The organism is Ruegeria sp. AD11(2025) (genome assembly GCF_056542405.1).
Genome location: NZ_JBQFZU010000015.1, coordinates 1 through 24,604 on the forward strand (window position 1 = coordinate 1; position 24,604 = coordinate 24,604).

Here is a 24,604-nt window from a genome sequence, read left to right on the forward strand (position 1 = left end):
CGCCGCGCTTTGCGCGGCGCCGGGCCCAAGGCCGAACGTGGCATCGGCATAGCCGATGGTGCGCTTCGGGCGCGGGAGCCTTTTGAGGTTGGAAGGAACCGGCACCAATCAGGGGCCGGTTCTTATCGATCAGACCTGACGTACGGCGCCTTTGGCAGCGCTGGTGGTCAGCTTGGCATAGGCCTTGAGCGCCGTGGACACCTTGCGCTTGCGCGGCTCGGCTGGTTGCCAGCCTTTTTCGTCCTGCTCTTCCCGGCGCGCCGCCAGTTCTTCGTCGGACACGTCCAGATGGATTGAACGGTTGGGGATATCGATTTCGATCTTGTCACCCTGGTGCACCAGCCCGATCTCTCCGCCCTCGGCGGCCTCTGGTGATACGTGACCGATCGACAGACCCGAAGTGCCGCCCGAGAAACGGCCGTCTGTCAGCAGGGCGCAGGCTTTGCCCAGCCCTTTGGATTTCAGATACGAGGTCGGGTACAGCATCTCTTGCATTCCCGGGCCCCCACGCGGACCTTCGTATCGGATGACCACAACGTCACCCGCTTCGACTTTGCCGGTCAGGATGTCGTTCACCGCCTGATCCTGGCTTTCGCAGACATAGGCCGTGCCGGTGAAGGTCAGGCTGGCCGGATCGACGCCTGCGGTTTTCACGATGCAGCCGTCACGTGCGATATTGCCGAACAGAACCGCCAGACCGCCGTCCTGACTGAAGGCGTGCTCTTTGCTGCGGATCACGCCGCCCTCGCGGTCGGTGTCCAGTTCCTTGTACCGGTTGGACTGGCTGAACGCTTGCGTGGTGCGGACGCCGCCGGGGGCGGCCTTGAACAACTCCTGCGCCTTCGGGTTGTTGGCGACCTTGATGTCCCAATTGGCAATCGCCTCACCCATGGTGCCGGAATGAACGGTGCTGCAATCTTCGTGCAGCAGGCCTGCCCGGCCAAGCTCACCGAGGATCGAGAAGATGCCACCGGCACGGTGGACGTCCTCCATATGCACGTTCTCAGTATTGGGCGCGACCTTGCACAGGCACGGCACCTTGCGGCTGAGGCGATCCATGTCGGACATGGTGAAATGCACCTCGCCTTCATGCGCGATGGCCAGCAGGTGCAGCACCGTGTTGGTCGATCCACCCATGGCGATATCCAGGCTCATTGCGTTCTCGAACGCCTCGAACGTTGCGATTTCGCGCGGCAGAAAGCCCTTTTCGTTCAGGTCATAGTGGCGCTTGGTGATCTCGACGATGCGGCGACCGGCCTCAAGGAACAGCTCTTTGCGGTCGGCGTGCGTGGCCAGGGTCGAACCGTTGCCCGGCAGCGCCAAACCCAGCGCCTCGGCCAGGCAGTTCATCGAGTTTGCCGTGAACATGCCCGAGCACGACCCACAGGTGGGGCAGGCGTTTTCTTCGATGTGCTGAACCTGCTCATCGGTGAACTTGTCATCAGCGGCGGCGACCATCGCGTCGACGAGGTCGATTTTCTTGACGTCCAGATCCTCGATGTCGATCTTTCCGGCCTCCATCGGCCCGCCCGAGACAAAGATTGCCGGGATGTTCAGGCGCATTGCCGCCATCAGCATACCCGGAGTGATCTTGTCGCAGTTCGAGATGCAGACCATCGCGTCGGCACAATGGGCGTTGACCATGTATTCAACCGAATCCGCGATCACCTCGCGCGAGGGCAGCGAGTACAGCATCCCGTCATGGCCCATGGCGATGCCGTCATCCACCGCGATGGTGTTGAATTCTTTGGCGACGCCGCCTGCGGCCTCAACTTCGCGCGCAACCATCTGGCCCAGATCCTTCAGGTGCACGTGGCCTGGAACGAACTGGGTGAATGAGTTGACGATGGCGATGATCGGCTTGCCGAAATCGCTCTCGGTCATGCCGGTGGCGCGCCACAGGCCACGGGCACCGGCCATGTTGCGGCCATGAGTGGAGGTTCTGGATCGGTACATTGGCATGATGCTGTTTCCCTTTTGCCCCGGTTGCGATATGCGGGATATGTGCGTTATAGCGCACGTACCACATGTGCGCTATAACGCACAAGGGGATTCGAAAGACGATTGATATGGCACCGGACGAAATAACGCTGAAACTACGGGATGTGCGGGCGGCCTCGGGGTTGAGCCTGTCCAAGGTGGCCGAAATGACCGGCGTCAGCAAAGCCATGCTGGGCCAGATCGAGCGTGGCGAATCCAGCCCGACCATCGCGACGCTGTGGAAAATTGCCAAAGGGTTCCAACTGCCCCTCAGCGCTCTGATCGGCCCGGCGGCGTTGCGCGATACAGCCACGCCGGACGTGTTTCGAACTGTGACTTTTCCCGGCAGCATCGAGGTCAAGATCGTCTTTCCCTTTGATCCTGCTTTGCGGGCTGAAACCTTTCACGTCGACCTCGCGCCGAACCAGAGCCACGAATCCGCCGCCCACGCTACAGGTGTAACCGAAGAGGTCTTTGTCCTGAACGGCTCGCTTGAGATTCTGCGGGATGGTGAGTGGGTGCCGCTGCAGGCCGGGCAGGGCCTTCGGTTTGCTGCAGACCTGCCGCATGGTTACCGAGCAGGCGATCAGGGGGCTGCGTTTCTGAACATGCACCACTACGCACAGCTCGATGCGCTGGCCGCAATCGGCTGAAACTGAACCCGCTAAGTTCGAGGGCAAGCCATGGCCAGAATTCTTGAATCTCTAACCTTGGCGGATGCAGTAGGCTCATTCGGTGCATTGGTCGTTGTGTCTGCGTACTTTGCCACGCAGATGCGAATGATGAATTCCGATAATCTGGCTTTTCCGGTGCTGAATCTGGCGGGGTCGATCCTGATCGTCTATTCGCTGCTTCAGAACTTCAACCTGGCCTCAATGTTGATCGAATCCTTCTGGATTCTGATCAGTATGATCGGGATCGTACAGTTTTTCCGCCTCAGACGCCTGCGTTAGACAGACAACACCCCATCCAGCCTTGAACCCAAATGCGAGCGCGTATAGGGAAAAACCAAGCGCGCTTTTGGGGAGGCTTTGATGCAGGACGATCCGAAAACCCTCGTTTCAACCGAATGGCTTGCCGCCCATCTGAAGGACCCTGACCTGCGGGTTCTTGATGGGTCGTGGTACCTGCCGCAGCATGGGCGCGACGCCAAGGCTGAATATGACGCGGGCCATATTCCCGGTGCCCGTTTCTTTGATATCGATGATATCGCTGATCACCGGTCGGACCTGCCGCATATGGCACCACCGGTCGAGAAATTCATGTCGCGTCTGCGGGCGATGGGCGTAGGAGATGGCCATCAGGTGGTGGTCTATGATGGCTCGGGCCTGTCTTCGGCCGCGCGGGTGTGGTGGATGTTCCGCCTGATGGGGCAGGACAACATTGCCGTGCTCGACGGTGGATTCCCGAAATGGCAGGCCGAAGGGCGTGAAATCGAGGATCTGCCCCCCGTGATCCGTGATCGCCATATGACCGTGCGGGTTCAGAACCACCTTGTGCGCGATGTTACGCAGGTCTCTGCCGCCGCCAAGCTGGGCGATCATGAAATCATCGACGCCCGCGCGGCGGGGCGGTTCACCGGGACAGACCCTGAGCCGCGCGAAGGGCTGCGATCAGGTCGCATCCCCGGATCACGCAACGTGCCATTTGGTGCATTGCTGAACAAGAACCACACGATGAAGTCGCCCGACGAGTGCCGCGCCGTGTTCGAGGCCGCAGGTGTAGACCTGTCGAAACCGGCCATCACATCCTGTGGGTCGGGCGTGACCGCCGCCATCCTCAGCCTGGCGCTCGAGCGCTTGGGCAAGAAAGACCATTCGCTTTATGACGGCTCCTGGGCTGAATGGGGTGCCTTCCCGACCCTGCCCGTCGCAACCGGAGAGAACTGATGTTCGAGAACCTCAAACCGCAGCCCGCCGACAAGATTCTGGCGCTGATGCAGATGTACCGCGAAGACCCGCGCGATCAGAAGATCGACCTGGGTGTTGGCGTTTACAAGAATGCCGAGGGCATCACCCCGGTTATGCGCGCGGTCAAGGCCGCGGAAAAGCGCATCTGGGAAGAGCAGGAGACCAAGGCTTATACCGGTCTGGCCGGTGATCCCGCCTATGCCGATGCGATGATTGGCCTGATCCTTGATACGTCTGTGCCGCGCAGCAACATCGCCGCCGTGGCGACCCCGGGCGGCACCGGCGCCTGTCGGCAAGCGTTCGAGATGATCCGCATGGCCAACCCTTCGGCGCGTGTTTTCGTGTCGAACCCGACCTGGCCGAACCACCTGTCGATCCTGAACTATCTGGGCATGGAAACGGTCCAGTACCGTTACTTCGATGGCGAGACCCGTGGCGTTGATTTCGACGGCATGGTCGAGGACCTGAAAACCGCCAAGGCGGGCGACGTGGTTCTGCTGCACGGTTGCTGCCACAACCCCACCGGCGCCAACCTGAACATGGTGCAGTGGCAAGAGGTCGTGAACATCATCAACGAGCTTGGCCTCGTGGCGATGATCGACATTGCCTATCAGGGCTTTGGTGACGGTCTGGAGGAGGACGCGCAGGCGACCCGTCTGGTGGCCTCGTCGGTCAAGCGTTGCCTGATCGCGGCGTCCTGTTCGAAGAATTTCGGCGTTTACCGTGAACGCACCGGCCTGCTGATGGCGATCAGCGATGATGCGGCGCAAACGGCTCTGAATCAGGCGACTCTGGCGTTTCTGAACCGCCAGAACTACTCCTTCCCACCCGATCACGGCGCGCGGGTGGTGACCACGATACTGACCGACGACGACCTGCGCGCCGATTGGGCCGCCGAGTTGGAAGAGGTCCGCCTGTCCATGTTGGGTCTGCGCCAGCAGCTTTCAGACGAGCTGCAGCGCCTGAGCGGGTCTGACCGTTTCGGGTTCATCGCCCAGCACCGCGGCATGTTCTCGCGCCTGGGTGCTGCACCGGAACTGGTCGAACAACTGCGCAACGATCACGGTATCTACATGGTCGGCGACAGCCGCCTGAACATCGCCGGTCTGAACGCAATCACCGTGCCGATTCTGGCGAAGGCAATTGTCGACGTTGGCGTCTAAGCCACCCACCATAGAATGACAAAGGCCGCGCTGCACAGCGCGGCTTTTTTATTTCAGCGAAATCGGCCATTTTTGTCGGGCCACGTCCATATATTCGGGTCGCTGGAGATTGCATCGACAACCTGCGCAGCGCGCGCGCGTGTACTTGGTCGTTCCTCCAAGCTCATGTGTTCAGTTTCTATTCTAACAAGGTAGTTCACGACTTCTTCTTGGGGGATTCCTCTTCTGATTTGGCTAGCAGCTTGAACCAGATAGGAATCATATTCGTCGGCGAAGGGCAAGCAATCCTCTTCGTTCCAATTCTCATCAGGACCCAAAAGACCAATAGGGTCCCAAAGCCTCCACCCTATGTCGCGTAGGCGGGAAAGTTTGATGCGAGGTTGCGGAGTCAGCTTCATCTTTGGTGCCGTAATAAAGTGATTTGCCCGACAATCTCACAACGATCTGACTAAGGTAAGCCGTTTCATGCAAGTTGTAACTACTTAAAGTAAAAAGAAAAAGCCGGGCGCGAACGCCCGGCCTTCGAGTGGTTACTCAGGTTTTCAGCCCTTCGAGAACTCAGGATATGCTTCCATACCCAGTTCCGCCATGTCGAGGCCGTTGATCTCGTCTTCTTCGCTGACGCGGATGCCAACCGTCGTCTTCAGAATTGTCCACAGGACCAACGCACCAACAAATGTGAACACGCCATAAGCTACAATACCGGTCAGTTGGGTGATCAGGTTTGCCTCGCCGTAGAAAATCACGGCGATGGTGCCCCAGATGCCTGCGAACAGGTGAACCGGGATGGCACCGACAACGTCGTCGATTTTGAACTTGTCCAGCATCGGAACCGCGAAGACCACGATGATGCCGCCAACTGCACCGATCCACAGCGCTCCGAACAGGGTCGGGGCAAGCGGCTCTGCGGTGATCGAGACCAGACCGGCCAGCGCACCGTTCAGCACCATGGTCAGGTCAGGTTTCTTGTACAACACCTGCGTCATGATCAGGGCTGCGATAGCACCAGATGCGGCGGCCATGTTGGTGTTGGCGAAGATGCGGGACACGTCGGATATGTCACCCACGGTGCCCATCGCCAGTTGCGAGCCGCCGTTGAAGCCAAACCAGCCCAGCCAAAGGATGAACGTACCCAGAGTTGCCAGCGCCAGATTAGAGCCGGGCATCGGGTGAACTTTGCCGTCTTTGTACTTGCCAATGCGGGGGCCAAGGATCAGGCAGCCCGCCAGAGCGGCCCAGCCGCCGACCGAATGCACAACGGTCGAACCGGCGAAGTCGGAAAAGCCCATGGCATCCAGCCAGCCGCCGCCCCATTTCCACGACCCCGAGATCGGGTAGAGGATACCAGTCAGCACGATGACGAAGACCAGGAAGGGCCACAGCTTTATGCGCTCGGCCACGGCACCGGACACGATGGACGCGGTTGCCGCCACAAAGACCAGCTGGAAGAAGAAGTCCGAACCGATAGACGCGTAATCTAACGCCGCGTCCGCGGGCGCAACACCCACGGCATCAAGCACGGTCGGGCCGCCAAGGGCAAAGAAACCATTGAAGTCGCCCGGGTACATCGTGTTGAAGCCGATCAGCCAGTACATGATCGCGGCAATCGAAAACAGCGCGATGTTCTTGATCATCTGCATGGCAACGTTCTTGGAACGCACCAGACCGCCCTCGAGCATGGCAAATCCTGCAGCCATGAAGAAGACAAGAAAGCCTGCCATCAGGAACAGCAGGGTGGTAAAAATATACTGGGTGTGCAGCGCAGCTTCGCCCTCGGCGGCCTCTTGCGCCAGACCCATCTGCGGCAGCACGACAAGCGCGGCGGCAGGGATGAGAGATTTCATCAGGTTCATGTGACTTCCTCGAATGTATGTGAGTGGCGACGCTTACAGCGCCTCTTCGTTCGTTTCCCCGGTCCGCACGCGCAGGGCCTGCTCGACATCGAGGACGAAAATCTTGCCGTCACCGATCTTGCCGGTTTTGGCGGTTTTGGTGATGGTTTCGACGATCTGGTCCGCCATCGTGGCGGGAACCACGATTTCCAGTTTGATCTTGGGTACGAAATTCACGGCGTATTCGGCGCCGCGATAGATTTCCGTGTGACCGGATTGCGAGCCGAAGCCCTTGATTTCGGTCACCATCATGCCGCGTACGCCCGCCTCGGTCAGTGCTTCGCGCACCTCCTCGAGCTTGAACGGCTTGATTGTCGCAATGATCAGTTTCACGTTCTTCCCCTCTGCTTCCCGGTCTGTCCGGTTTGTTTGCACCTGCAGAAAAAAGCGCACCTTCGCGTGGTAAGGAACGGTCCGGGTGATGAAGTGTTGGGGAAATTGACGGCAAGTTGCACAATTTTTGCACATAAAGCGGTGAATGATTAAAAAATAGGCAAATTTGGGAGGGCGGCTTCCTGAATTTCCGCCCTCTACTTCACCGGTGTGTCAGGGTATGGTGCGTCAAAATGATAACCGGGCAGAGTTTGAGCATGACTGAGTCCAGGCGCCGAAAGGCTCCGCTTGTCGCGGACAAGAGATACCCGTCGAAAGGGCGTAAGCCCACGGCGACCAAGCGGGCTGCGAAGCCCGCGGGAAAGAAGGCGACCGCGCGCAAGACGACGACCCGCAAGACCACCCGGAAGAAGACGCGCCGGAAATCCGGTGGCGGCGGTGGCGGCGGGTTTTTCCGTCGGCTGTTCCGCTGGATTTGGCGGTTGATCTGGGGGGTTACGTGGCGCGTGGGTGCTGTGGCCGCCTTGCTGCTGGCGGTGGCCGTTGGGGTTGTCTACACCTCGCTGCCTGATGTGGATGCCTTGCTGGATGGCCGGGCACGGGGCTCGGTCACGTTGCTGGACCGCGATGGCAAGGTCTTTGCCTGGCGCGGGGATCAGTTTGGCGGGGTGATCACCGCCGACACCGTCTCGCCGCATCTGAAAAACGCCGTGGTTGCGACCGAGGACAAACGATTCTATCGCCATTTCGGCGTCAGCCCCCGGGGTGTCGCCAGCGCGGTTCGAATCAACCTCAGCGAAGGGCGCGGGCCGTTGTCCGGCCATGGTGGCTCGACCATAACGCAACAAACCGCCAAGCTGTTGTGCCTGGGTGTGCCGTATGTGCCCAGCGAGTGGGAGTCCGAGGCCGCCTATGAGGCCGATTGCCGTCAGGGCTCGCTGTGGCGCAAGGCCAAGGAAGCGGTCTATGCGATGGCGATGGAGGTGAAATATTCCAAGGATGAAATCCTCACCATCTATCTGAACCGCGCCTTCCTTGGCGCCGGTGCCCGCGGATTCGAGGCGGCAAGCCAGCGGTATTTCGGTATTTCGGCTGCCGAGGTGAACCCGGCGCAAGCGGCGATGCTTGCCGGTTTGCTGGTGGCGCCCTCACGCTATGCGCCCACCAATAACCTGCAGCGCTCGCAGGATCGGGCGCAGCTGGTGATCGGGTTGATGAAGGCGCAGGGTTTTCTGACAACCGCGCAGGCCAGCAATGCACGCAACAATCCAGCGGAACTGTCCGAGGCCGCAGCAGCGCGGGCGGGCGGCTATTTCGCCGATTGGGTGATCACCGAACTACCCAGCTATTTTGGCACAGACACCACCGATGATGTGGTGATCCGCACCACACTGGACCAGCGGCTGCAGAAATCGGCCGAAGAGGCGCTGAAATACATCTTCCAGGAAAAGGTGCGAGAAGGCTCCAAGGCGCAGGCCGCGATTGTGGTGATGTCGGCGGATGGCGCCGTGCGGGCCATGGTCGGTGGACGCAAGACGCGGGTATCCGGCGCGTTCAACCGCGCCACGCAGGCATTGCGTCAGACCGGGTCTTCGTTCAAGCCGTTTGTTTATGCCACAGCGCTTGAACTTGGCTATTCACCGCTGGATACGGTCGTGGATGAACCCTATTGCGTCAACATCCCCGGATCAGGCCAGTGGTGCCCCAAGAACTATACCCACAAGTATTATGGTCGGGTGACGCTGGCGGATGCGCTGAAGAACTCTCTGAACATCCCGGCCGTGAAAGTGGCCGAGGTAGCCGGGCTGGACAATGTGCGTACCGTGGCCAGCGAGTTCGGCATCGAAAGCAACCTCGCCGAAGGTCCGGCGCTGGCACTGGGCGCATCGGAAAGCACTCTGATCGAGATGACCGGGGCCTATGCCGGTATCCTGAACGGCGGCTCGGCTGTGGAACCTTTCGGTCTGTCCGAACTGAAACTGCTGGGTGATAACACGCCCTTGATCCAGACCAGCACGGGCATTGGTGAGCGGGTGATCAACGATAAGGCCGCCAAGCAGCTGACATGGATGATGGAGCGCGTGGTGTCCGAAGGCACTGGCGGGCGCGCCAAGCTGCCCGGATGGCAGGTGGCAGGCAAGACCGGCACCACCCAGGCTGCACGGGACGCTTGGTTCATCGGCTTCACCGCAGACTACGTGGCGGGTGTCTGGATGGGTTATGACGACAACACGCCGCTGTCCGGTGTGACCGGCGGTGGATTGCCTGCGGAAATCTGGAAAGAAACCATGCTGCGTGTGACCGAAGGGATGACCCCCACGCCGCTGCCGATGTTGGCCCCCGATCCGCCCGTGCGGACGGCGCAGCCCCGGCAGCAGCGTCGCAAGCAACAGACCGGTCTGGACAGGGCCATCAACAATCTGCTGAACAATATCTTCGGCAACTGAGGTGAAATAAAGGCGGTGCATCATGCACCGCCTTTCTGTTGAAACCTGAAACCGGATCAGAGGCTTTCGTCCAGCGCCGCCAGAATCGCGTCGCCCATTTCCGTGGTCGAGACCGGCTGAACGCCTTCATCGGCGAGCAGATCGCCGGTGCGGACACCATCGGCCAGAACTTTCTCGATCGCGGCTTCCAGACGGTCGGCCTCGGCGCCCTGGTCAAAGCTGTAACGCAGTGCCATGGCAAAGCTGAGGATACAGGCAATCGGATTGGCCTTGCCCTGACCCGCGATGTCCGGGGCTGAGCCGTGGACCGGTTCGTACATCGCCTTGGGGCGGCCATTGGCCATCGGTGCGCCCAGAGATGCCGATGGCAGCATGCCCAGCGAACCGGTCAGCATCGCGGCACAGTCCGACAAGATATCGCCGAACAGGTTGTCTGTGACGATGACGTCGAACTGCTTGGGTGCGCGTACCAACTGCATCGCGCCGTTGTCGGCATACATGTGGGTCACTTCAACCTCGGGGTACTCCTTGGCCACTCGGTCCACGACCTCGCGCCACAGGATACCGGCCTCCATAACGTTGGCCTTTTCCATCGAGCACAGTTTCTTGTTCCGGCGCATCGCCAGTTCAAAGGCCGAGCGCGCGGCGCGTTCGATCTCGGATTCGGTGTAGCGCTGGGTGTTGATGCCGACGCGTTCGTTGCCTTCTTCGAAAATACCGCGCGGCTCGCCGAAATAGACGCCCGAGGTCAGTTCGCGCACGATCATGAGGTCGAGGCCCGCGACGATGTCCTTTTTCAGCGACGAGAAATCGGCCAGCGCGTCAAAGCACTGCGCCGGTCGCAGGTTCGAATACAGGTCCATTTCCTTGCGCAGGCGCAGCAGACCGCGCTCAGGCTTCAGGCTGAAATCCAGATCGTCGTATTTTGGGCCGCCCACGGCACCCAGCAGAACCGCGTCGACCTCTTGCGCCTTGGCCATGGTTTCATCCGACAGCGGCTTGCCATGCGCGTCGTAGGCGGCACCGCCGACCAGATCCTCGCTCACGTCGAATTCCAGGCCGCGGTTCGCACCGAACCAGTCGATTACGCGGCGCACTTCGGCCATGACTTCGGGGCCAATTCCGTCTCCGGGCAGGATGAGGAGCGAGGGTTTGGACATGAAGGATCTCCTTGCGTTTCGTCGCAATGGCCCTAGCGCCTGCGCCGCATCGGGTCAATGAGACGAACCGGTCTTTGTGTGCCGGAAATCCGGTTTCCGGGTCGAAACAACCGCAATTCGGTCAAAGTCCGGCCTTCAACCCCTCGGCCAGCAAGTCCCAGACGCGCCGGATTCGGGGCGTCTGGCGCATCGCTTGCGGTGCGGCCAGCCAGACGGGCAGCGGTTCAATCTCGACATCCAGATCCAGTACCTCGACGTCCGGATCAGCCTCGGCCACCTGAATCTGCGAAAACCCGATACCGCACCCGGCCCGGATCAGTTGCCAATAGGCGCTTTGCAGGTCGCATCTGGTGGCAAAACTGTTTTTGCTGGCGGGCCAGCCCCGTTGCTGCATCTTTTTGATAATCTGCTCGTTGGCGTCAAAGCCGACCAGATCGTGATTGAACAGGTCCTTGGGATTTTGGGGTCGCCCGGCCCGATCCAGATAGGCCCGGGAGGCGCAAAAGCACAGGTTCACATCCCCCAGATAGCGCGAAATGATGTCCATCTGCGCGGGGCGGTACATGCGTACTGCGATATCGGCTTCGCGATACAGCAGATTCTCGGTGGTGTCCGTGGCCACCAGTTCAAGCTGGATCGCCGGTTCCAAAGCGCGGATCTGCGCCAGAATCGGCGGCAGCAGGTGGTGCGAGGCAAAGACCGAAGCGGTGATGCGCACCGACCCCTCCAACTGCTGCGACTGACCCGCAGCTGCCAGGCTGAACGATGTCATGGCGCTATGCATCTGCCGCGCCATCGGCAACAGTTGCGTGCCCACCTCGCTGAGTTTCAGGCCACGCGCGTGGCGGTCGAACAGGGACACGCCCAGTTCATCCTCAAGAGCGTGGATCTGGCGACCCAGCGTGGGCTGGCTGCGGTCCAGCTGCCGCGCCGCCGCCGACAGAGAGCCGGTTTCGGCCACCGCCAGAAAGCTTTGAATCAGGGACCAGTCGGCATGGGTGAGTGATTTGTCCATTCAAATATGAATACACGTTCTGCATTTCCCGGCAATTGCTCGTTTGATTTGAATTGGTAGTTTCGATTTGAAAGGAGCTTCTCATGACGCAAACCGCTCTTATCCTTGGTGCAACCGGCCGTTTTGGACGAAACGCCATGGCCGCCTTTCGAAACGCGGGGTGGGTCGTTCGCACCTTTGACCGCACAACCGACAGGCTGGGGCAGGCCGCGCAAGGCGCGGATGTGATCGTCAACGCCTGGAACCCGCCCTATCCGGATTGGCAGGCACAAGTGCCAGAGCTGACCCGGCAGGTCATTTCGGTTGCGCGGGGCACAGGAGCGACGGTCATCATCCCGGGCAATGTCTATGTCTTCGGGGCCGACCTGCCGGGGCCGTGGTCAGCGGGTACGCCACATCTGGCCCAAAACCCTCTGGGCCGGCTTCGGATCGAGATGGAGGAAGCCTATCGCGCGTCGTCCGTGCGCACGATCGTCCTGCGCTCGGGAGACTATCTTGACACATGTGCGTCAGGGAACTGGTTTGACCGGGTGATGACCAAATCCTTGTCGCGGGGGCGTTTCATCTATCCCGGAAATCCCAACATCGCCCATGCCTGGGCTTATTTGCCCGATCTTGCGCGTGCGGCGGTTGTCCTCGCCGAGATGCGCAAGAGACTGCCCCGTTTTTGCGATGTTCCTTTCGAGGGGTATACGGTGACCGGTTCCGAAATGGCACAGGCGCTGTCTCGAGTCACGGGTCGGCACGTGTCTGTGCGCCGGATGAACTGGCTGCCGATCCAGCTAGCCCGTCCCGTCTGGCGGTTGGCGCCCCATCTGCTTGAGATGCGGTATCTTTGGAACACTCCGCACAGTCTTGAGGGTTTGTTTTTCCGAGAATTGGTCGGGGATTTTCCGCGTACGGACCTGGCCGATGCGCTCAAACAGGCTATTCCCGGTGCGTTGCGATCGGATGCGGTTCTGGTCCATGCCTCACCGCCGCTAGGGCGCGTTTATGTCAACCCAGACCAGCCGGTGCCTGCTGGCCTGACCAGCGGCAGCGCGCAAAGGCGAACCCGAAGCAGGCCAGAACACGCCCGCGCCTGTCACCTTCAGATCGATTGAGGGCAGCACGTAATCCACCCGCATCTCTCCCACCGCTTTCCATTCTACGGTGGTCAGTTTGCCCGACACGTCAGCGGGGCGCGGGTCTTGCAGGCGGGGGTTCGCCAAAAGCGTATGGATCGCTTCCCTTCGGCCTTCGCCCCGTTCGGGGTCCAGATTGGCGTCCCCGGCGATGACAAACGAGCCTTCAGGCTTGCGCCCCAGCTTACCGTCCAGTACCGCGGACCAGAGGCGAATTTCATCGCGGTTGCGCAGCCCGTTGCGGTCCTCGGGGCCGTCAAACACCGGCGGCGCGGCGTGAAAGGTCAACAGGTCCAGTGCGCCGATAGGCGTGTCCACCGGCACGATCCAATGAGCCACGGAGGACAGGCGCTGGATGCTCTGCGCCTCTTCCGAGGGGAAAGGGCCGTCGACCGTGACCGGCATCTGCGCGCCGGGCAGGTCGCGCCATAGCAAATCGGTGAACACCTGTGCGCTGTCGGAGTGAATCGGGTATCGCGACAGCACCGCAAGCCCGCCCTGTCCGGTGAACCGGCCCCAGCCCTGCGCGTCTGCCGGCCCATGGGCGCGGCCATCTCCGTTCAGGTCCAGCGGGGTTTCGAGCCCGGCATTGGGCTGCGCGGCAAAGTGATAAGGGTAGTCCAGCCCGGCGGCGCGCAAGTTTTCGGCCAGCGCGATCAGAGCCTCTGCGTTGAGGTCCCAGTCGATACCCTGCAGGGCGATGATATCCGGTTGCGCGGCCACCAGAACCTCAACCACCGCCTGCACCTGCGGATCACCGCGCCTTATGTCCCGCAGCAGTAGGCCCGGCCCGTCGCGGCTGAGTTCCGTGTTGTAAGAGGCGATACGTACCGTCTGTGCCTGTGCCATCACCGGTAACAGCAGCAGCAGCAGGATTCGGATCATGCGGCTTGCGTGGACTCGGCGGTGGAATAGGCGCGGCGTTTTTCGACGATCAGATTGGCGATACGCAGGGTTGCCATACCGCGCATGATCATGCTGGCGGGCAGAAAGGCCCAGGCGCTCATGGTCCAGATCAGGGTCTGTGGGTTGCTCAGCGAGATTGGGCTGGCATAGTCAGTCAGCAATTTAATCAGAGCCGGGATCAGAAAGGGCAGCAGTACCCCGATCGAGATGTTCAGCCGCCCGTCCCGTTGCAGGCGGGTGACGACGTCCCCGCCCTTGGTCGGATCGAACAGCGGCAGGTTGGTCCAGACGTTGAAGGCGCCGTTGCCTGTCGGCCAGCCGCGCATTTTCACCGCGTAGGCAAAGCTGCCGATGGTCACCAGCGCGGCGACATAGGCCACACTGGCCGCGATGCGCACCAGCTCGATCAGCGGTGCACTGGCGTCTGCGGGCAGCATCAGAACCACCAGCCGGACCGGAGAATAGGGGAAGTCGACCACATTTGCGATGCCCAGTCCCAGTGAATAGAAAACTGTGGTCAGGCTGCTGGGCGCGTAGGCGTTCTTACAGATCAGCGTCAGGAACATGATCATCGACATCAGCCCGACAAACCGCAGTCGGTTCACCGGCGGCGCGTCGCGGAATTCGATAAAGCTGGGAAAGGCCGAGTTGTATTCGGCAAAGGTCAGAAAGAATGCGAGAATGGCGAGAAAGACGACAATCTCGGTCCCATTCGTTGACGATACGGGCAGGTACAACGCGGGGGTCAGCACCATCAGCGCGACCAATATTCCCCGAATCGCCGCCCCTGTTGTGCGCGCAATCACTATCCGAACCCTTTCAAACTGGATTAGTCGATTCTTCGCCGACTTCACTTCCAACTTGTGCCCGCCACTTTAAGTTGTGGCGGATGTCTTAAGTCACCAATGTTCAACTGGTGGGTGCCTGTCCCCGCCACATTGGCGATAAGCGACATTTCGCTCAAGCCAAGGCGCAGAAAACACGTGATTTCGGGCAAAATGATGGCGCAACTGGTGCGGGATTGCATCATTTTGGACGCAAATCCGACGTGTGTATCATTATGATACCTAGATGTTGTGGTCTTGTGACTTTCAACCCCAAGAATGCGAACGGGGCCGCCTTGGCGACCCCATAAAGTTGTGCATTCACAGATTCGTTTACAGAATCACACCCAGGGGCGCGCCTGGCTTGCATGATCCTCGAACTTGTCGATGTGATGATCTTTCTCCATCGTCAGGCCAATATCGTCCAGACCGTTCAGCAGGCAGTGCTTACGGTGCGGGTCGACATCGAATTCGATCACGAGCCCATCCGAGGTGGTGATCTGCTGATCTTCCAGATGCACGGTCATGCGGGCGTTTTCACCCTTGTGTGCATCTTCCATCAGAATGGCGTGATGCTCTTCCTCGACCACGATGGGCAGGATGCCGTTCTTGAAGCAGTTGTTGAAGAAGATGTCGGCAAAGCTGGTTGAGATCACAACCTTGATGCCGAAATCCTTGATCGCCCATGGCGCGTGTTCCCGCGACGAGCCGCAGCCAAAATTGTCGCCGGCGACCAGAATCTCGGTTTGACGATAGGCGGGCTTGTTCAGAACGAACTCTTCGTTCTCCTGCCCGTCATCGTGATAGCGCATCTCGTCGAACAGCACGACGCCAAGGCCGGACCGTTTGATGGTCTTCAGGTGCACTTTGGGGATGATCATATCGGTGTCGATATTGATCAACGGCATTGGGGCGGCCACCCCGTGGACTTTTTCAAACTTTTCCATGTTCACACTCCTGCGGGAGAGGGCCGCGCCCGTGCCCCGCGTTTAAGCTTCCTTCGTTTCGCCTTTGGGTGCGTTCCTGACGAAGAACGCCATGAAGACCAATCCGAACCCGTTGAACAGCATCTCGATGCCCAGGAAGATCCCCAGAATGCTCAGCAGCACCTGAGGGTCGCTTCCGACGTAGGTCCAGATGATCCCTGCGAGGATGATCGACAAGATGCCCGAGATCATCGTGGGCCAGAAAAACTGCGTTCCGCGCATCTGGAACGACAGAAAGACCCGCGCAATGCCGCCTGCCATGAACAGAATCAGCATCACCGTCGCAAGGGTCAGGGTTCCCTGCAGCGGGTGGTCCAGGAAGGACCAGCCCAGAAACAGCATAACCGCACCCATGATGAGTGACAGAATCTTGTTGCCAGTGCCTTCAACCGTGAAGCCACCCACAAGTTGCAGCGCGCCTGAGATCAGCAGCAACACGCCGGTTACCACTGTCACGGCGATAGACGCCACAACTGGCGCGCCCAGTACAAAGATACCGAACGCGATAGACAGAAGCCCCAGCAGGAGCCATTTGACCCAGTCACTCATGTTTTCAATCCCTCAAATATCTAGATATGAGGGGACCTTACATCAAATCCCGGACGTCTGTCAGCCGTCCTGTGATTGCCGCTGCGGCAGCCATTGCCGGGCTCAGCAGGTGGGTGCGTCCACCGCGGCCCTGACGGCCTTCGAAGTTGCGGTTCGAGGTCGCGGCACAGCGCTCGCCCGGTTGCAGCTGGTCGGGGTTCATCGCCAGACACATCGAACATCCCGCCAGACGCCATTCGAAACCGGCCGCTTTGAAGATGTCGGCCAGACCTTCTTCCTCGGCTTGGGCACGAACCAGTCCGGAACCGGGCACGACCATGGCGCGCAGACCGTCCTTGATCTTTTTGCCCTTCAGAATCTCGGCTGCGGCGCGCAGGTCCTCGATACGGCCATTGGTGCAGGACCCGATGAAGACGGTGTCGATTTCCACATCGCTCAGCTTTTGACCGGCTTCCAGACCCATGTATTCGATAGACCGGCGGGCTGCGTCAACCTTGCCGCCTTCGAAATCCTCGGGGTTCGGTACGGTTGCGGTGATCGGCAGCACGTCTTCGGGACTGGTGCCCCAGGTAACGACCGGCGCAATGTCTTCGCCGCGCAGGGTGATGACCTTGTCGAAATGTGCGTCTTCGTCGGTGAACAGCGTCTTCCACCAGTCCATCGCGGCTTCCCACTGGGCGCCTTTTGGTGCGTGCGGGCGGCCTTTGACATATTCAAAGGTGGTTTCGTCCGGCGCGATCAGGCCCGCGCGGGCGCCGCCTTCGATGGCCATGTTGCAGACGGTCATGCGGCCTTCCATCGAGAGGTCACGAATCGCTTCGCCGCAATACTCGATGACATAACCGGTGCCGCCGGCGGTACCGGTCTCACCGATCACAGCCAGCGTGATGTCTTTGGCAGTCACGCCCGGCTGCAGTTTGCCGGTGATTTCCACCTTCATGTTCTTGGACTTCTTCTGGATCAGCGTCTGCGTGGCCAGAACATGCTCGACCTCGGAGGTACCGATGCCGTGGGCCAATGCGCCGAATGCACCGTGAGTGGCAGTGTGGCTATCGCCGCAGACTACGGTCATGCCCGGCAGGGTCCAGCCCTGTTCCGGGCCAACGATGTGGACGATGCCCTGACGGACGTCATGCACCGGGTAATAGTGAATGCCGAAATCCTTGGCGTTCTTGTCCAGCGCTTCGACCTGAATGCGTGATTCCGGGTTTTCGATCCCGTTCACACGATCCGGCGTGGTGGGAACGTTGTGATCCGGCACGGCGATGGTCTTTTCCGGTGCGCGCACCTTGCGGCCTGCCATACGCAGGCCCTCGAACGCCTGCGGGCTGGTCACCTCGTGCACCAGATGGCGGTCGATATACAGCAGGCAGGTGCCATCATCGGCTTCGTGCGCGACATGGGCGTCCCAGATCTTGTCATAGAGTGTTTTGGGGGACATCGGTCCTCTCCCGTATTTAATGAGAAATAGCTGGCGAGTGGCTGGACGACTTTATAGGCGCGCCAGAACCGTGCGGGCGGCCCCAAAGAACCGTTCACGCAGACGCGTGCGGTCTTGCAACGTAGGTGCTGGGGTCAGTGTGAGTCTCATGCGCACCAGATATATCGCGTCAGGCTGTCAATCAAGGTTCAATCCCCGGACAGGCTTGCATCGCGCGGAAACGCTGTCCAAGCTGGGGCCATGAACCAGGACCTGATCCCCAGCTCGCTGTCGGACCTCTATGATAACATGGTCGCGGGCTTTTCCGTGCAATACGAAAACCTTGTCGAGTTGATCGTAACGCCAGGCTGGCGCCAGCACCAGTTGGTCATCATTCTGGGCCTGTGGGCGCTGGCCTATGTCATGAAACTGGCGACACAAGGCCGATGGGAGGCCTGGGCCCGCGCCCGCGAAGGTTGGCCGAAATGGCGACTGCGGATTCTGGTGCAGCTGATGCAGCGCCTGACGCTGGTCTATTTCGTGCTGCTGTCATGGGCCCTGTATTTGTTGATGCAGCAGATCACATGGCCCTCGCGCAGTTACATCATCGGGGTTGTGGCAACTTTGGCCCTGGCATGGCTGGCGATTGCTTTGGTGGCGCGTTTGGTACGCAACCGGACGCTACGGCGCATCTTCAAATGGGCGATGTGGGTCTATGCAACGCTGGTTGCCCTGAATCTGACTGATGATGTGGCGGAATTTCTGGACGGGGTGGCGATTTCCATCGGTGATCTGCACATCTCGGCGCTGGGGATTCTCAAGGCGACCCTGCTGATCGGTATCCTGCTGACGCTCGCGCGGATCGGCACCCGCGCCGCCGAACGGGGGCTGAAGAGCAATGACGACATAACCCCGTCGATGCAGGTGCTGCTGGCCAAGGGCATTCAGGTACTTTTGTATGGCGCGGTTTTTCTGGCCGCCATCCGTACGCTGGGGTTCGATCTGACCGGTATTGCGCTGCTGTCCGGTGCAATCGGTGTGGGGATCGGGTTCGGTCTGCAAAAGGTGGTGTCGAACCTGATCTCGGGGATCATCATCCTGATGGACCGATCGATCAAGCCGGGCGACGTGATCTCGCTGGGGGATACGTTCGGATGGATCAACGCGCTGGGCGCGCGTTATGTCTCGGTGGTCACGCGGGACGGGCGCGAATACCTGATCCCGAACGAGGACTTGATCACCAATCAAGTGGTGAACTGGTCGCATTCGGACAAGTTCGTGCGGCTGGATCTGGAGTTTGGCACCAGCTATGATGACGACCCGCATCTTGTGCGCGCAACGGCTATAAAAGCAGTTAAAACCGTGACCCGAGTGCTAAGCGGTGGCAGCCATGAACCGGTCTGTCACATCACCGGGTTTGGCGACAGCAGCGTGGACTACGTGCTGCGGTTCTGGATCAGCGATCCGACCAAGGGGCTGACCAATATACGCGGCAATGTCTACCTTGCGCTGTGGGACGCCTTTAAGGTGGAAAACATCTCGATCCCCTTCCCGCAGCGCGAGGTTCGGCTGTTGTCAGACAGCGCAGACACGCAACAGATCGCCAAGGAGTGACCACCCGTGCGCCCGGCCCGGCGGCCATTCATTGAAATGTTGCATTCCTCTTGTTACCTTATTAGTACCCCTGCGCCGGGGTTTGGCGGCGCGCAGCAAAGGAGGACTATGTCCTGTCTCTACATACCCAGGCGGGTTTGCCCGCCGATGACGGGGCCGGTTTAATGGCCCACTCTCAGTCAATCAGCGACAAGCTGCTTGAACGTATCCTTTCCTCACTTTCCGATGACAAGGCCGAAGACGTCGTGCAGATCAACCTGCAGGGCAAATCCTCGGTTGCGGATCACATGGTGATTGCCTCGGGTCGCTCGACCCGTCAGGTCGCAGCCATGGCGGAAAAGCTGACGGATCGCATCAAGCAGGAATTCGGTTTCACTTCGAAGGTCGAAGGCAAGGATGCCGGCGACTGGGTGCTGATCGATACGGGCGACGTTATCGTCCATATCTTCCGCCCAGAAGTGCGTGAATTCTACCAGCTGGAAAAGATGTGGCTGCCTCAGGGTGGCAGCGCCTCGGCGAACTGAGGCGCCATCCCGGCCTGCATTAACAGGTCGGCGGCGAGAGAAATATGCGTATAAGCATTTGTGCGGTCGGGCGATTGCGTGCCGGACCGGAGAAGACCCTGCTTGACGACTATCTGACAAGATTTGACCGGACCGGCCGCAGCTTGGGCCTTGGTCCCGTGCGCGTGGTCGAGGTCGAAGACAAGAAAAACGCAGGCATGGGCGCCGAGGCCGCGTTGCTGCGCAAGGCGCTGCCCAAGGGTGCGGTGATCTGCACACTGGACGAGCGTGGGCGGGTGATGTCGTCACCCGATTTTGCTGAAAAACTGGGTGGTTGGCGTGACGCTGGGCGGCAAGAACTGGCGTTAGTTATAGGCGGCGCGGACGGAATAGACCCCAATCTGCGGACCGAGGCCGATTTTTCCATCTCATTCGGGTCGATGGTCTGGCCCCATATGCTGGTCCGTGTGATGCTGGCCGAGCAACTCTATCGGGCCGCAACCATCCTGTCGGGCGGTCCTTATCATCGGGTCTGACATGGCGCAGCTTCTGATCGTTTACCATTCGCGGACCGGCGGCGCCCGGCAAATGGCCGAAGCCGCCGCCGAGGCTGCGCGGGCTGAGGCCGAAACTGTTCTGAAATTCGCCGATCAGGCGGGGCCAGAGGATTTGCTGGCCGCTGACGGCTATCTTTTCTGCGCCCCCGAGAATCTGGCCGCGATATCGGGTCTGATGAAAGAGTTTTTCGACCGCAGCTACTATCCGGTACTCGGCCGGATCGAAGGGCGCCCCTATGCGCAGATGGTCTGCGCCGGGTCCGACGGAGAGAATGCGGCGCGACAGATGGCGCGAATTGCGACGGGCTGGCGGTTGAAAGAGGTGCAGCCGCCGCTGATCCTGTGCACCCACGCCCAGTCACCCGAGGCAATTCTGGCCCAAAAGACCATCCCCGATGATCAGCTTGATCACTGTCGCGAAATAGGAGCTGCCTTGGCCGCAGGGCTGAGCCTTGGCGTTTTCTGATCTTCAGTTCAGATCAACAACCGTGGTACCGTCGTTCCAGCCATCGACATTGCAGCGCGCCTGAACCTGCACTTGCTTAACCCCTTCTGGGATCACCACACCACTCAAAGAGCGGGTAAAAGGCTGCTCATTCTCATGCGGATGGTGAAGGACGCGCATCCCCAGTTCTTTGCCGTCCATGTCCAGCACGCGCCACCCGTCGGCGTAGTGGTCCCAACCGGTGTCCGGGTGCCGGATTGTCACGTCGAATCGCCAGGTATCGCCACTCTGACTGGCCGAAACATTCTCGATCACTGCAGGGTCGGCGAAAGCGGGTGCTGCCAGAACGGCGCTGAGAATCAGGTATCGCATAAGGCGACCATACGGGGTGATGTGCGGCTGCGTCATCACGACTCCGTGTTAGGTGGCAAGGTCAGCAGAACTGACCGGGAATGGGATGCGAATTCGCGTCGATACAGAACTCCCAGAGTGATGACGGTCCCGAGGATCAGGGTAATAGGGCCTAATATCCACGCCAGCGAGGCCAGCGCAAAATAGGTGCCGCGCAGGCCGCGATTGAAGCTGCGAGCAGCGGTGACGCAGATTTCCGCCGCTTGCGCCGCGCGCGGATAGGCATGTGAGTCTTCCGGATCGTTCGGAACGGCGGCCATAAGCACCGCGCAATAGCCAAACAGCCGATGCGCCCAGACATATTTCAGGAAAGCGTTAGCTAGAAACAAGATCACCACCAGAATCTTGATCTCCCACACCAGCGCCGGGGCGCTGCCGATGGCCAGATCGCTGGCCACGCCGGCCAACCGTTCGGTGTTACCCAGCAGGGCCAGCCCGCCGCCGATGGCAATCATCGTTGTGGACGCAAAGAACGTGCTGCCCTGCCGCATCGCCGCCACGATCTGAGCATCAAACATACGGGGCTGCCGCGTGACCATCTCGTGCATCCAGACGCGCCGGAAGTCATCCATAATCATCGTGACCGATTGTTTGTCTGGTGCGGTATGCTCGATCCGCCAGCCGATCCACTGCCACGTGCCCAGCAACAGCAGCACGGCAGCATAATCCAGTGATGAGAACAAAAGGGCGCGGTCGATCCATGTCATGTCGGTGACAGTACGGTCAGAGATAGGAACTTGCCAGATGGATAAATTGGTAATATTATTTTACCAAACGGAGGATCAGCGATGGAAATGCCCTTGCCAAACCCCGAAATCCTGGCGCGCAAGCAGGCTGTTCTGACGCGCCTGTTGCGGGTGGTGTCTGCGGATGCCGTGATCCATGACCCGGCTGAGACCCGCGCCTATGAATGTGACGCGCTGACCGCTTATCGCTGTCCCCCGATGCTGGCGGTCCTGCCGTCGACCACGCAACAGGTCTCGGACGTGCTGCGTATCTGCCATGAAGAGGGCGTTCCAGTGGTGCCGCGCGGTTCGGGCACGTCTCTGGCGGGTGGGGCGTTGCCGACTGCAGATAGCGTCATTCTGGGCGTTGCCCGCATGAATGAGGTGCTGGAAACGGACTATGACAACCGCTTCATCCGCGTGCAGACCGGCCGCACCAACCTGAGCGTGACCGGTGCGGTCGAGGAAGAAGACTTTTTCTACGCGCCCGATCCGTCCTCGCAACTGGCATGCGCGATTGCGGGCAACATCGCGATGAACTCGGGCGGGGCGCATTGCCTGAAATACGGCGTGACCACCAACAACCTGCTGGGCGTGAAAATGGTGATGATGGATGGCAGCGTGGTCGAGATCGGCGGCGCACATCTGGACGCGGGCGGGCTGGACCTGCTGGGTGTCATCTGTGGGTCCGAGGGGCAGTTGGGCGTGGTGACCGAAGCCACGCTGCGCATCCTGCGCAAACCCGAGGGCGCACGGCCGGTGCTGATGGGGTTCGATGATAATGAGGTTGCGGGTCAATGCGTGTCCGACATCATCAAGTCGGGCATCCTGCCGGTGGCGATCGAGTTCATGGACACGCTCTGCATCAAGGCTTGTGAGAACTTTGCTCATGCGGGGTATCCGGATTGCCACGCGCTGTTGATTGTCGAGGTCGAAGGTTCCGAGGCCGAGATCGACCATCAACTGTCGAAAATCATCGAGATTGCCAAGCGCCACAACCCGGTGGAACTGCGCGAAAGCCAGTCGGCCGAGGAAAGCGCCAAAATCTGGCTTGGGCGGAAATCGGCCTTTGGTGCGATGGGCCAGATGAACGACTATATGTGTCTGGACGGCACAATCCCCGTGTCTTCGCTGCCCGAAGTCCTGCGCCGGATCGGAGAACTGAGCGGGGAATATGGTCTGCCTGTGGGCAACGTGTTCCACGCGGGAGACGGCAACATGCATCCGCTGATCCTGTTCGATGCCAACAAGCCCGGTGATCTGGAAAAGTGTGAGGCGTTCGGTGCCGATATCCTGAAACTCTGCGTCGATGTCGGCGGTTGTCTGACCGGCGAGCACGGCGTGGGCATCGAGAAGCGGGACTTGATGTCCCATCAATACGCGCCCGCGGACCTTGAGGCGCAGATGGCCGTCAAGGATGTGTTCGATCCCAAATGGCTGCTGAACCCCGCCAAGGTGTTCCCTCTGGATGTATCCGAATCCCGTCGGGAAGTTCGGGTGGCTGCAGAATAACAGGCTCTAACAAAGAAGTTTTGCGATGAAACCTGAGACAGAGGCCGAACTGGCCGAAATGGTGGCCGGGCTGACGGAGCCGGTGCGGATTGTCGGCGGCGGTACACGCGGGGTGGACGGACCGGAGGCGGTGCTTGAGACCTCGGGGCTGAGCGGGATTACCCTCTATGAGCCCGGAGCGCTGACGCTGGTGGCGCAAGCGGGCACGCCGGTGGCCGAGATCGAGGCCGCCCTGAAGGCAGAAGGGCAGCAACTTGCCTTTGAGCCAATGGACCATCGGGGATTGCTGGGCACCAGCGGGACACCGACCATTGGCGGCGTTGTGGCGGCCAATATCTCCGGCCCGCGCCGTATTCAGGCCGGGGCGTGCCGCGATTTCCTGTTGGGCGTACGCTATGTCGATGGCATGGGGCAGGTGATCAAGAATGGCGGCCGGGTGATGAAAAACGTGACCGGCTACGATCTGGTCAAGCTGATGGCCGGATCGTGGGGCACGCTTGGGGTTCTGACCGACGTGTCGCTGAAGGTGCTGCCCAAGCCCGAGGCCGTTGCGACCCTTGCTGTTCACGTTGCCGACGCCGGGGATGCGATTCTGACCCTGTCTGCCGCGCTGAAATCCCCGTTCGAGGTCAGCGGTGCCGCCTATGATCCACAAGACGGGCGGGCATTGTTGCGGGTCGAGGGGTTCTCGGATTCCGTGACCTACCGGACAGAAAAGTTGAAATCCACGCTGTCATTGTTTGGTGAGATCACCGAGATACCGGACTCAGCCGAGCTCTGGCAGGGTCTGCGCGACGTCAGGCCGTTTCACGGGCAAAAGGGTGATGTCTGGCGGATTTCGGTCAAACCAACCGATGCGCCTGATGTCGCAACCCGTCTTGAGGCGGACCAGACATTTTACGACTGGGGCGGAGGTCTGATTTGGGCGCGGGTCCCCCATGGCACTGATCTGCGCGCCCGGTTGGGCGCATTCGAAGGCCACGCGACGCTGGTGCGCGCGGATGCAAAAATTGCCGAGGTCTTGGGTCGTTTTCAACCCGAGTCCGCTGAAATTCAGGCTCTAACACGGGGATTGCGACAGCGTTTCGATCCCCGCACTATTTTCAATCCGGGTCTGATGGAGTAGGC

23 protein-coding genes are annotated in these 24,604 nt (G+C 60.2%); 11 read left to right on the top strand and 12 right to left on the bottom strand.

Annotated features, from left to right (window positions below):
• Window positions 1-129: 129 nt before the first annotated feature.
• Complete coding sequence (ilvD, locus tag ACR1XY_RS14790) at window positions 130-1,962, bottom strand: dihydroxy-acid dehydratase (RefSeq protein WP_480594386.1); 1,833 nt, start codon at window positions 1,960-1,962, stop codon at window positions 130-132.
• 107 nt (window positions 1,963-2,069) lie between these two features.
• On the opposite strand from ilvD, the gene ACR1XY_RS14795 reads away from it, so the two are divergent.
• From ACR1XY_RS14795 to ACR1XY_RS14810, 4 genes are all read left to right on the top strand, one after another.
• Window positions 2,070-2,633, top strand: a complete 564-nt coding sequence (locus ACR1XY_RS14795) for a helix-turn-helix domain-containing protein (RefSeq protein ID WP_480594387.1) — start codon at window positions 2,070-2,072, stop codon at window positions 2,631-2,633.
• Window positions 2,634-2,663: 30 nt separating this feature from the next.
• Window positions 2,664-2,933 carry a CBU_0592 family membrane protein gene (locus ACR1XY_RS14800; RefSeq protein WP_480594388.1) on the top strand — a complete coding sequence of 90 codons (270 nt, stop codon included), beginning with the start codon at window positions 2,664-2,666 and terminating at the stop codon, window positions 2,931-2,933.
• An 81-nt stretch (window positions 2,934-3,014) separates the two neighbouring features.
• Entirely contained in the window at window positions 3,015-3,869 is an 855-nt protein-coding gene (gene sseA, locus ACR1XY_RS14805; protein WP_480594389.1) for a 3-mercaptopyruvate sulfurtransferase, read from the top strand.
• Window positions 3,869-5,053 carry an amino acid aminotransferase gene (locus tag ACR1XY_RS14810; RefSeq protein WP_480594390.1) on the top strand — a complete coding sequence of 395 codons (1,185 nt, stop codon included), beginning with the start codon at window positions 3,869-3,871 and terminating at the stop codon, window positions 5,051-5,053. Before sseA ends, ACR1XY_RS14810 begins: the two co-directional genes overlap by 1 nt.
• Window positions 5,054-5,595: 542 nt before the next feature.
• Here the strand turns inward: ACR1XY_RS14810 and amt are convergent.
• Window positions 5,596-6,906, bottom strand: coding sequence for an ammonium transporter (gene amt, locus ACR1XY_RS14815; protein ID WP_480594391.1), 1,311 nt, complete (start codon window positions 6,904-6,906; stop codon window positions 5,596-5,598).
• 33 nt (window positions 6,907-6,939) lie between these two features.
• On the bottom strand, window positions 6,940-7,278 hold the full coding sequence (locus ACR1XY_RS14820; protein ID WP_058273036.1) for a P-II family nitrogen regulator: 339 nt from the start codon (window positions 7,276-7,278) through the stop codon (window positions 6,940-6,942).
• 257 nt (window positions 7,279-7,535) lie between these two features.
• On the opposite strand from ACR1XY_RS14820, the gene ACR1XY_RS14825 reads away from it, so the two are divergent.
• On the top strand, window positions 7,536-9,725 hold the full coding sequence (locus ACR1XY_RS14825) for a transglycosylase domain-containing protein (protein ID WP_480594392.1): 2,190 nt from the start codon (window positions 7,536-7,538) through the stop codon (window positions 9,723-9,725).
• 56 nt (window positions 9,726-9,781) lie between these two features.
• On the opposite strand, the gene leuB is transcribed toward ACR1XY_RS14825, so the two are convergent.
• The 7 genes from leuB to leuC all read right to left on the bottom strand — a co-directional run bounded on the left by leuB (window position 9,782) and on the right by leuC (window position 17,730).
• Window positions 9,782-10,885 carry a 3-isopropylmalate dehydrogenase gene (leuB, locus tag ACR1XY_RS14830; RefSeq protein ID WP_480594393.1) on the bottom strand — a complete coding sequence of 368 codons (1,104 nt, stop codon included), beginning with the start codon at window positions 10,883-10,885 and terminating at the stop codon, window positions 9,782-9,784.
• A gap of 121 nt (window positions 10,886-11,006) precedes the next feature.
• Window positions 11,007-11,900: a LysR family transcriptional regulator gene (locus tag ACR1XY_RS14835; RefSeq protein ID WP_480594394.1), complete on the bottom strand. Its 894-nt coding sequence runs from the start codon at window positions 11,898-11,900 to the stop codon at window positions 11,007-11,009.
• Between the two features lie 980 nt (window positions 11,901-12,880).
• Window positions 12,881-13,909: an endonuclease/exonuclease/phosphatase family protein gene (locus tag ACR1XY_RS14840; RefSeq protein ID WP_480594395.1), complete on the bottom strand. Its 1,029-nt coding sequence runs from the start codon at window positions 13,907-13,909 to the stop codon at window positions 12,881-12,883.
• A complete protein-coding gene (locus ACR1XY_RS14845) occupies window positions 13,906-14,736 on the bottom strand; it encodes a hypothetical protein (RefSeq protein WP_480594396.1) in 831 nt (276 codons plus the stop codon). The genes ACR1XY_RS14840 and ACR1XY_RS14845 overlap by 4 nt, the downstream gene beginning before the upstream one ends.
• Window positions 14,737-15,095: 359 nt before the next feature.
• The gene (leuD, locus tag ACR1XY_RS14850) at window positions 15,096-15,701 is read right to left on the bottom strand and encodes a 3-isopropylmalate dehydratase small subunit (RefSeq protein WP_480594397.1); all 606 of its coding nucleotides are present in this window, start codon (window positions 15,699-15,701) and stop codon (window positions 15,096-15,098) included.
• 42 nt (window positions 15,702-15,743) lie between these two features.
• Entirely contained in the window at window positions 15,744-16,289 is a 546-nt protein-coding gene (locus tag ACR1XY_RS14855) for an HdeD family acid-resistance protein (RefSeq protein ID WP_480594398.1), read from the bottom strand.
• A gap of 37 nt (window positions 16,290-16,326) precedes the next feature.
• Complete coding sequence (gene leuC, locus ACR1XY_RS14860; RefSeq protein WP_480594399.1) at window positions 16,327-17,730, bottom strand: 3-isopropylmalate dehydratase large subunit; 1,404 nt, start codon at window positions 17,728-17,730, stop codon at window positions 16,327-16,329.
• Window positions 17,731-17,970: 240 nt separating this feature from the next.
• Between leuC and ACR1XY_RS14865 the strand changes: the two genes are divergently transcribed.
• From ACR1XY_RS14865 to ACR1XY_RS14880, 4 genes are all read left to right on the top strand, one after another.
• Window positions 17,971-19,323, top strand: a complete 1,353-nt coding sequence (locus tag ACR1XY_RS14865) for a mechanosensitive ion channel family protein (protein ID WP_480594400.1) — start codon at window positions 17,971-17,973, stop codon at window positions 19,321-19,323.
• A gap of 164 nt (window positions 19,324-19,487) precedes the next feature.
• The gene (gene rsfS, locus ACR1XY_RS14870; RefSeq protein WP_170327847.1) at window positions 19,488-19,847 is read left to right on the top strand and encodes a ribosome silencing factor; all 360 of its coding nucleotides are present in this window, start codon (window positions 19,488-19,490) and stop codon (window positions 19,845-19,847) included.
• 44 nt (window positions 19,848-19,891) lie between these two features.
• Window positions 19,892-20,362, top strand: a complete 471-nt coding sequence (rlmH, locus tag ACR1XY_RS14875) for a 23S rRNA (pseudouridine(1915)-N(3))-methyltransferase RlmH (protein WP_480594401.1) — start codon at window positions 19,892-19,894, stop codon at window positions 20,360-20,362.
• Window position 20,363: 1 nt separating this feature from the next.
• On the top strand, window positions 20,364-20,849 hold the full coding sequence (locus ACR1XY_RS14880; RefSeq protein WP_480594402.1) for a flavodoxin family protein: 486 nt from the start codon (window positions 20,364-20,366) through the stop codon (window positions 20,847-20,849).
• A 3-nt stretch (window positions 20,850-20,852) separates the two neighbouring features.
• Here the strand turns inward: ACR1XY_RS14880 and ACR1XY_RS14885 are convergent, their stop codons facing one another.
• Window positions 20,853-21,200, bottom strand: coding sequence for a hypothetical protein (locus tag ACR1XY_RS14885; RefSeq protein ID WP_480594479.1), 348 nt, complete (start codon window positions 21,198-21,200; stop codon window positions 20,853-20,855).
• A 35-nt stretch (window positions 21,201-21,235) separates the two neighbouring features.
• The gene (locus tag ACR1XY_RS14890) at window positions 21,236-21,946 is read right to left on the bottom strand and encodes a DUF599 domain-containing protein (protein WP_480594403.1); all 711 of its coding nucleotides are present in this window, start codon (window positions 21,944-21,946) and stop codon (window positions 21,236-21,238) included.
• An 81-nt stretch (window positions 21,947-22,027) separates the two neighbouring features.
• Between ACR1XY_RS14890 and ACR1XY_RS14895 the strand changes: the two genes are divergently transcribed.
• Both ACR1XY_RS14895 and ACR1XY_RS14900 read left to right on the top strand, forming a co-directional pair.
• The gene (locus ACR1XY_RS14895; RefSeq protein ID WP_480594404.1) at window positions 22,028-23,476 is read left to right on the top strand and encodes an FAD-linked oxidase C-terminal domain-containing protein; all 1,449 of its coding nucleotides are present in this window, start codon (window positions 22,028-22,030) and stop codon (window positions 23,474-23,476) included.
• 25 nt (window positions 23,477-23,501) lie between these two features.
• Entirely contained in the window at window positions 23,502-24,602 is a 1,101-nt protein-coding gene (locus tag ACR1XY_RS14900; RefSeq protein WP_480594405.1) for an FAD-binding protein, read from the top strand.
• Window positions 24,603-24,604: the final 2 nt, after the last annotated feature.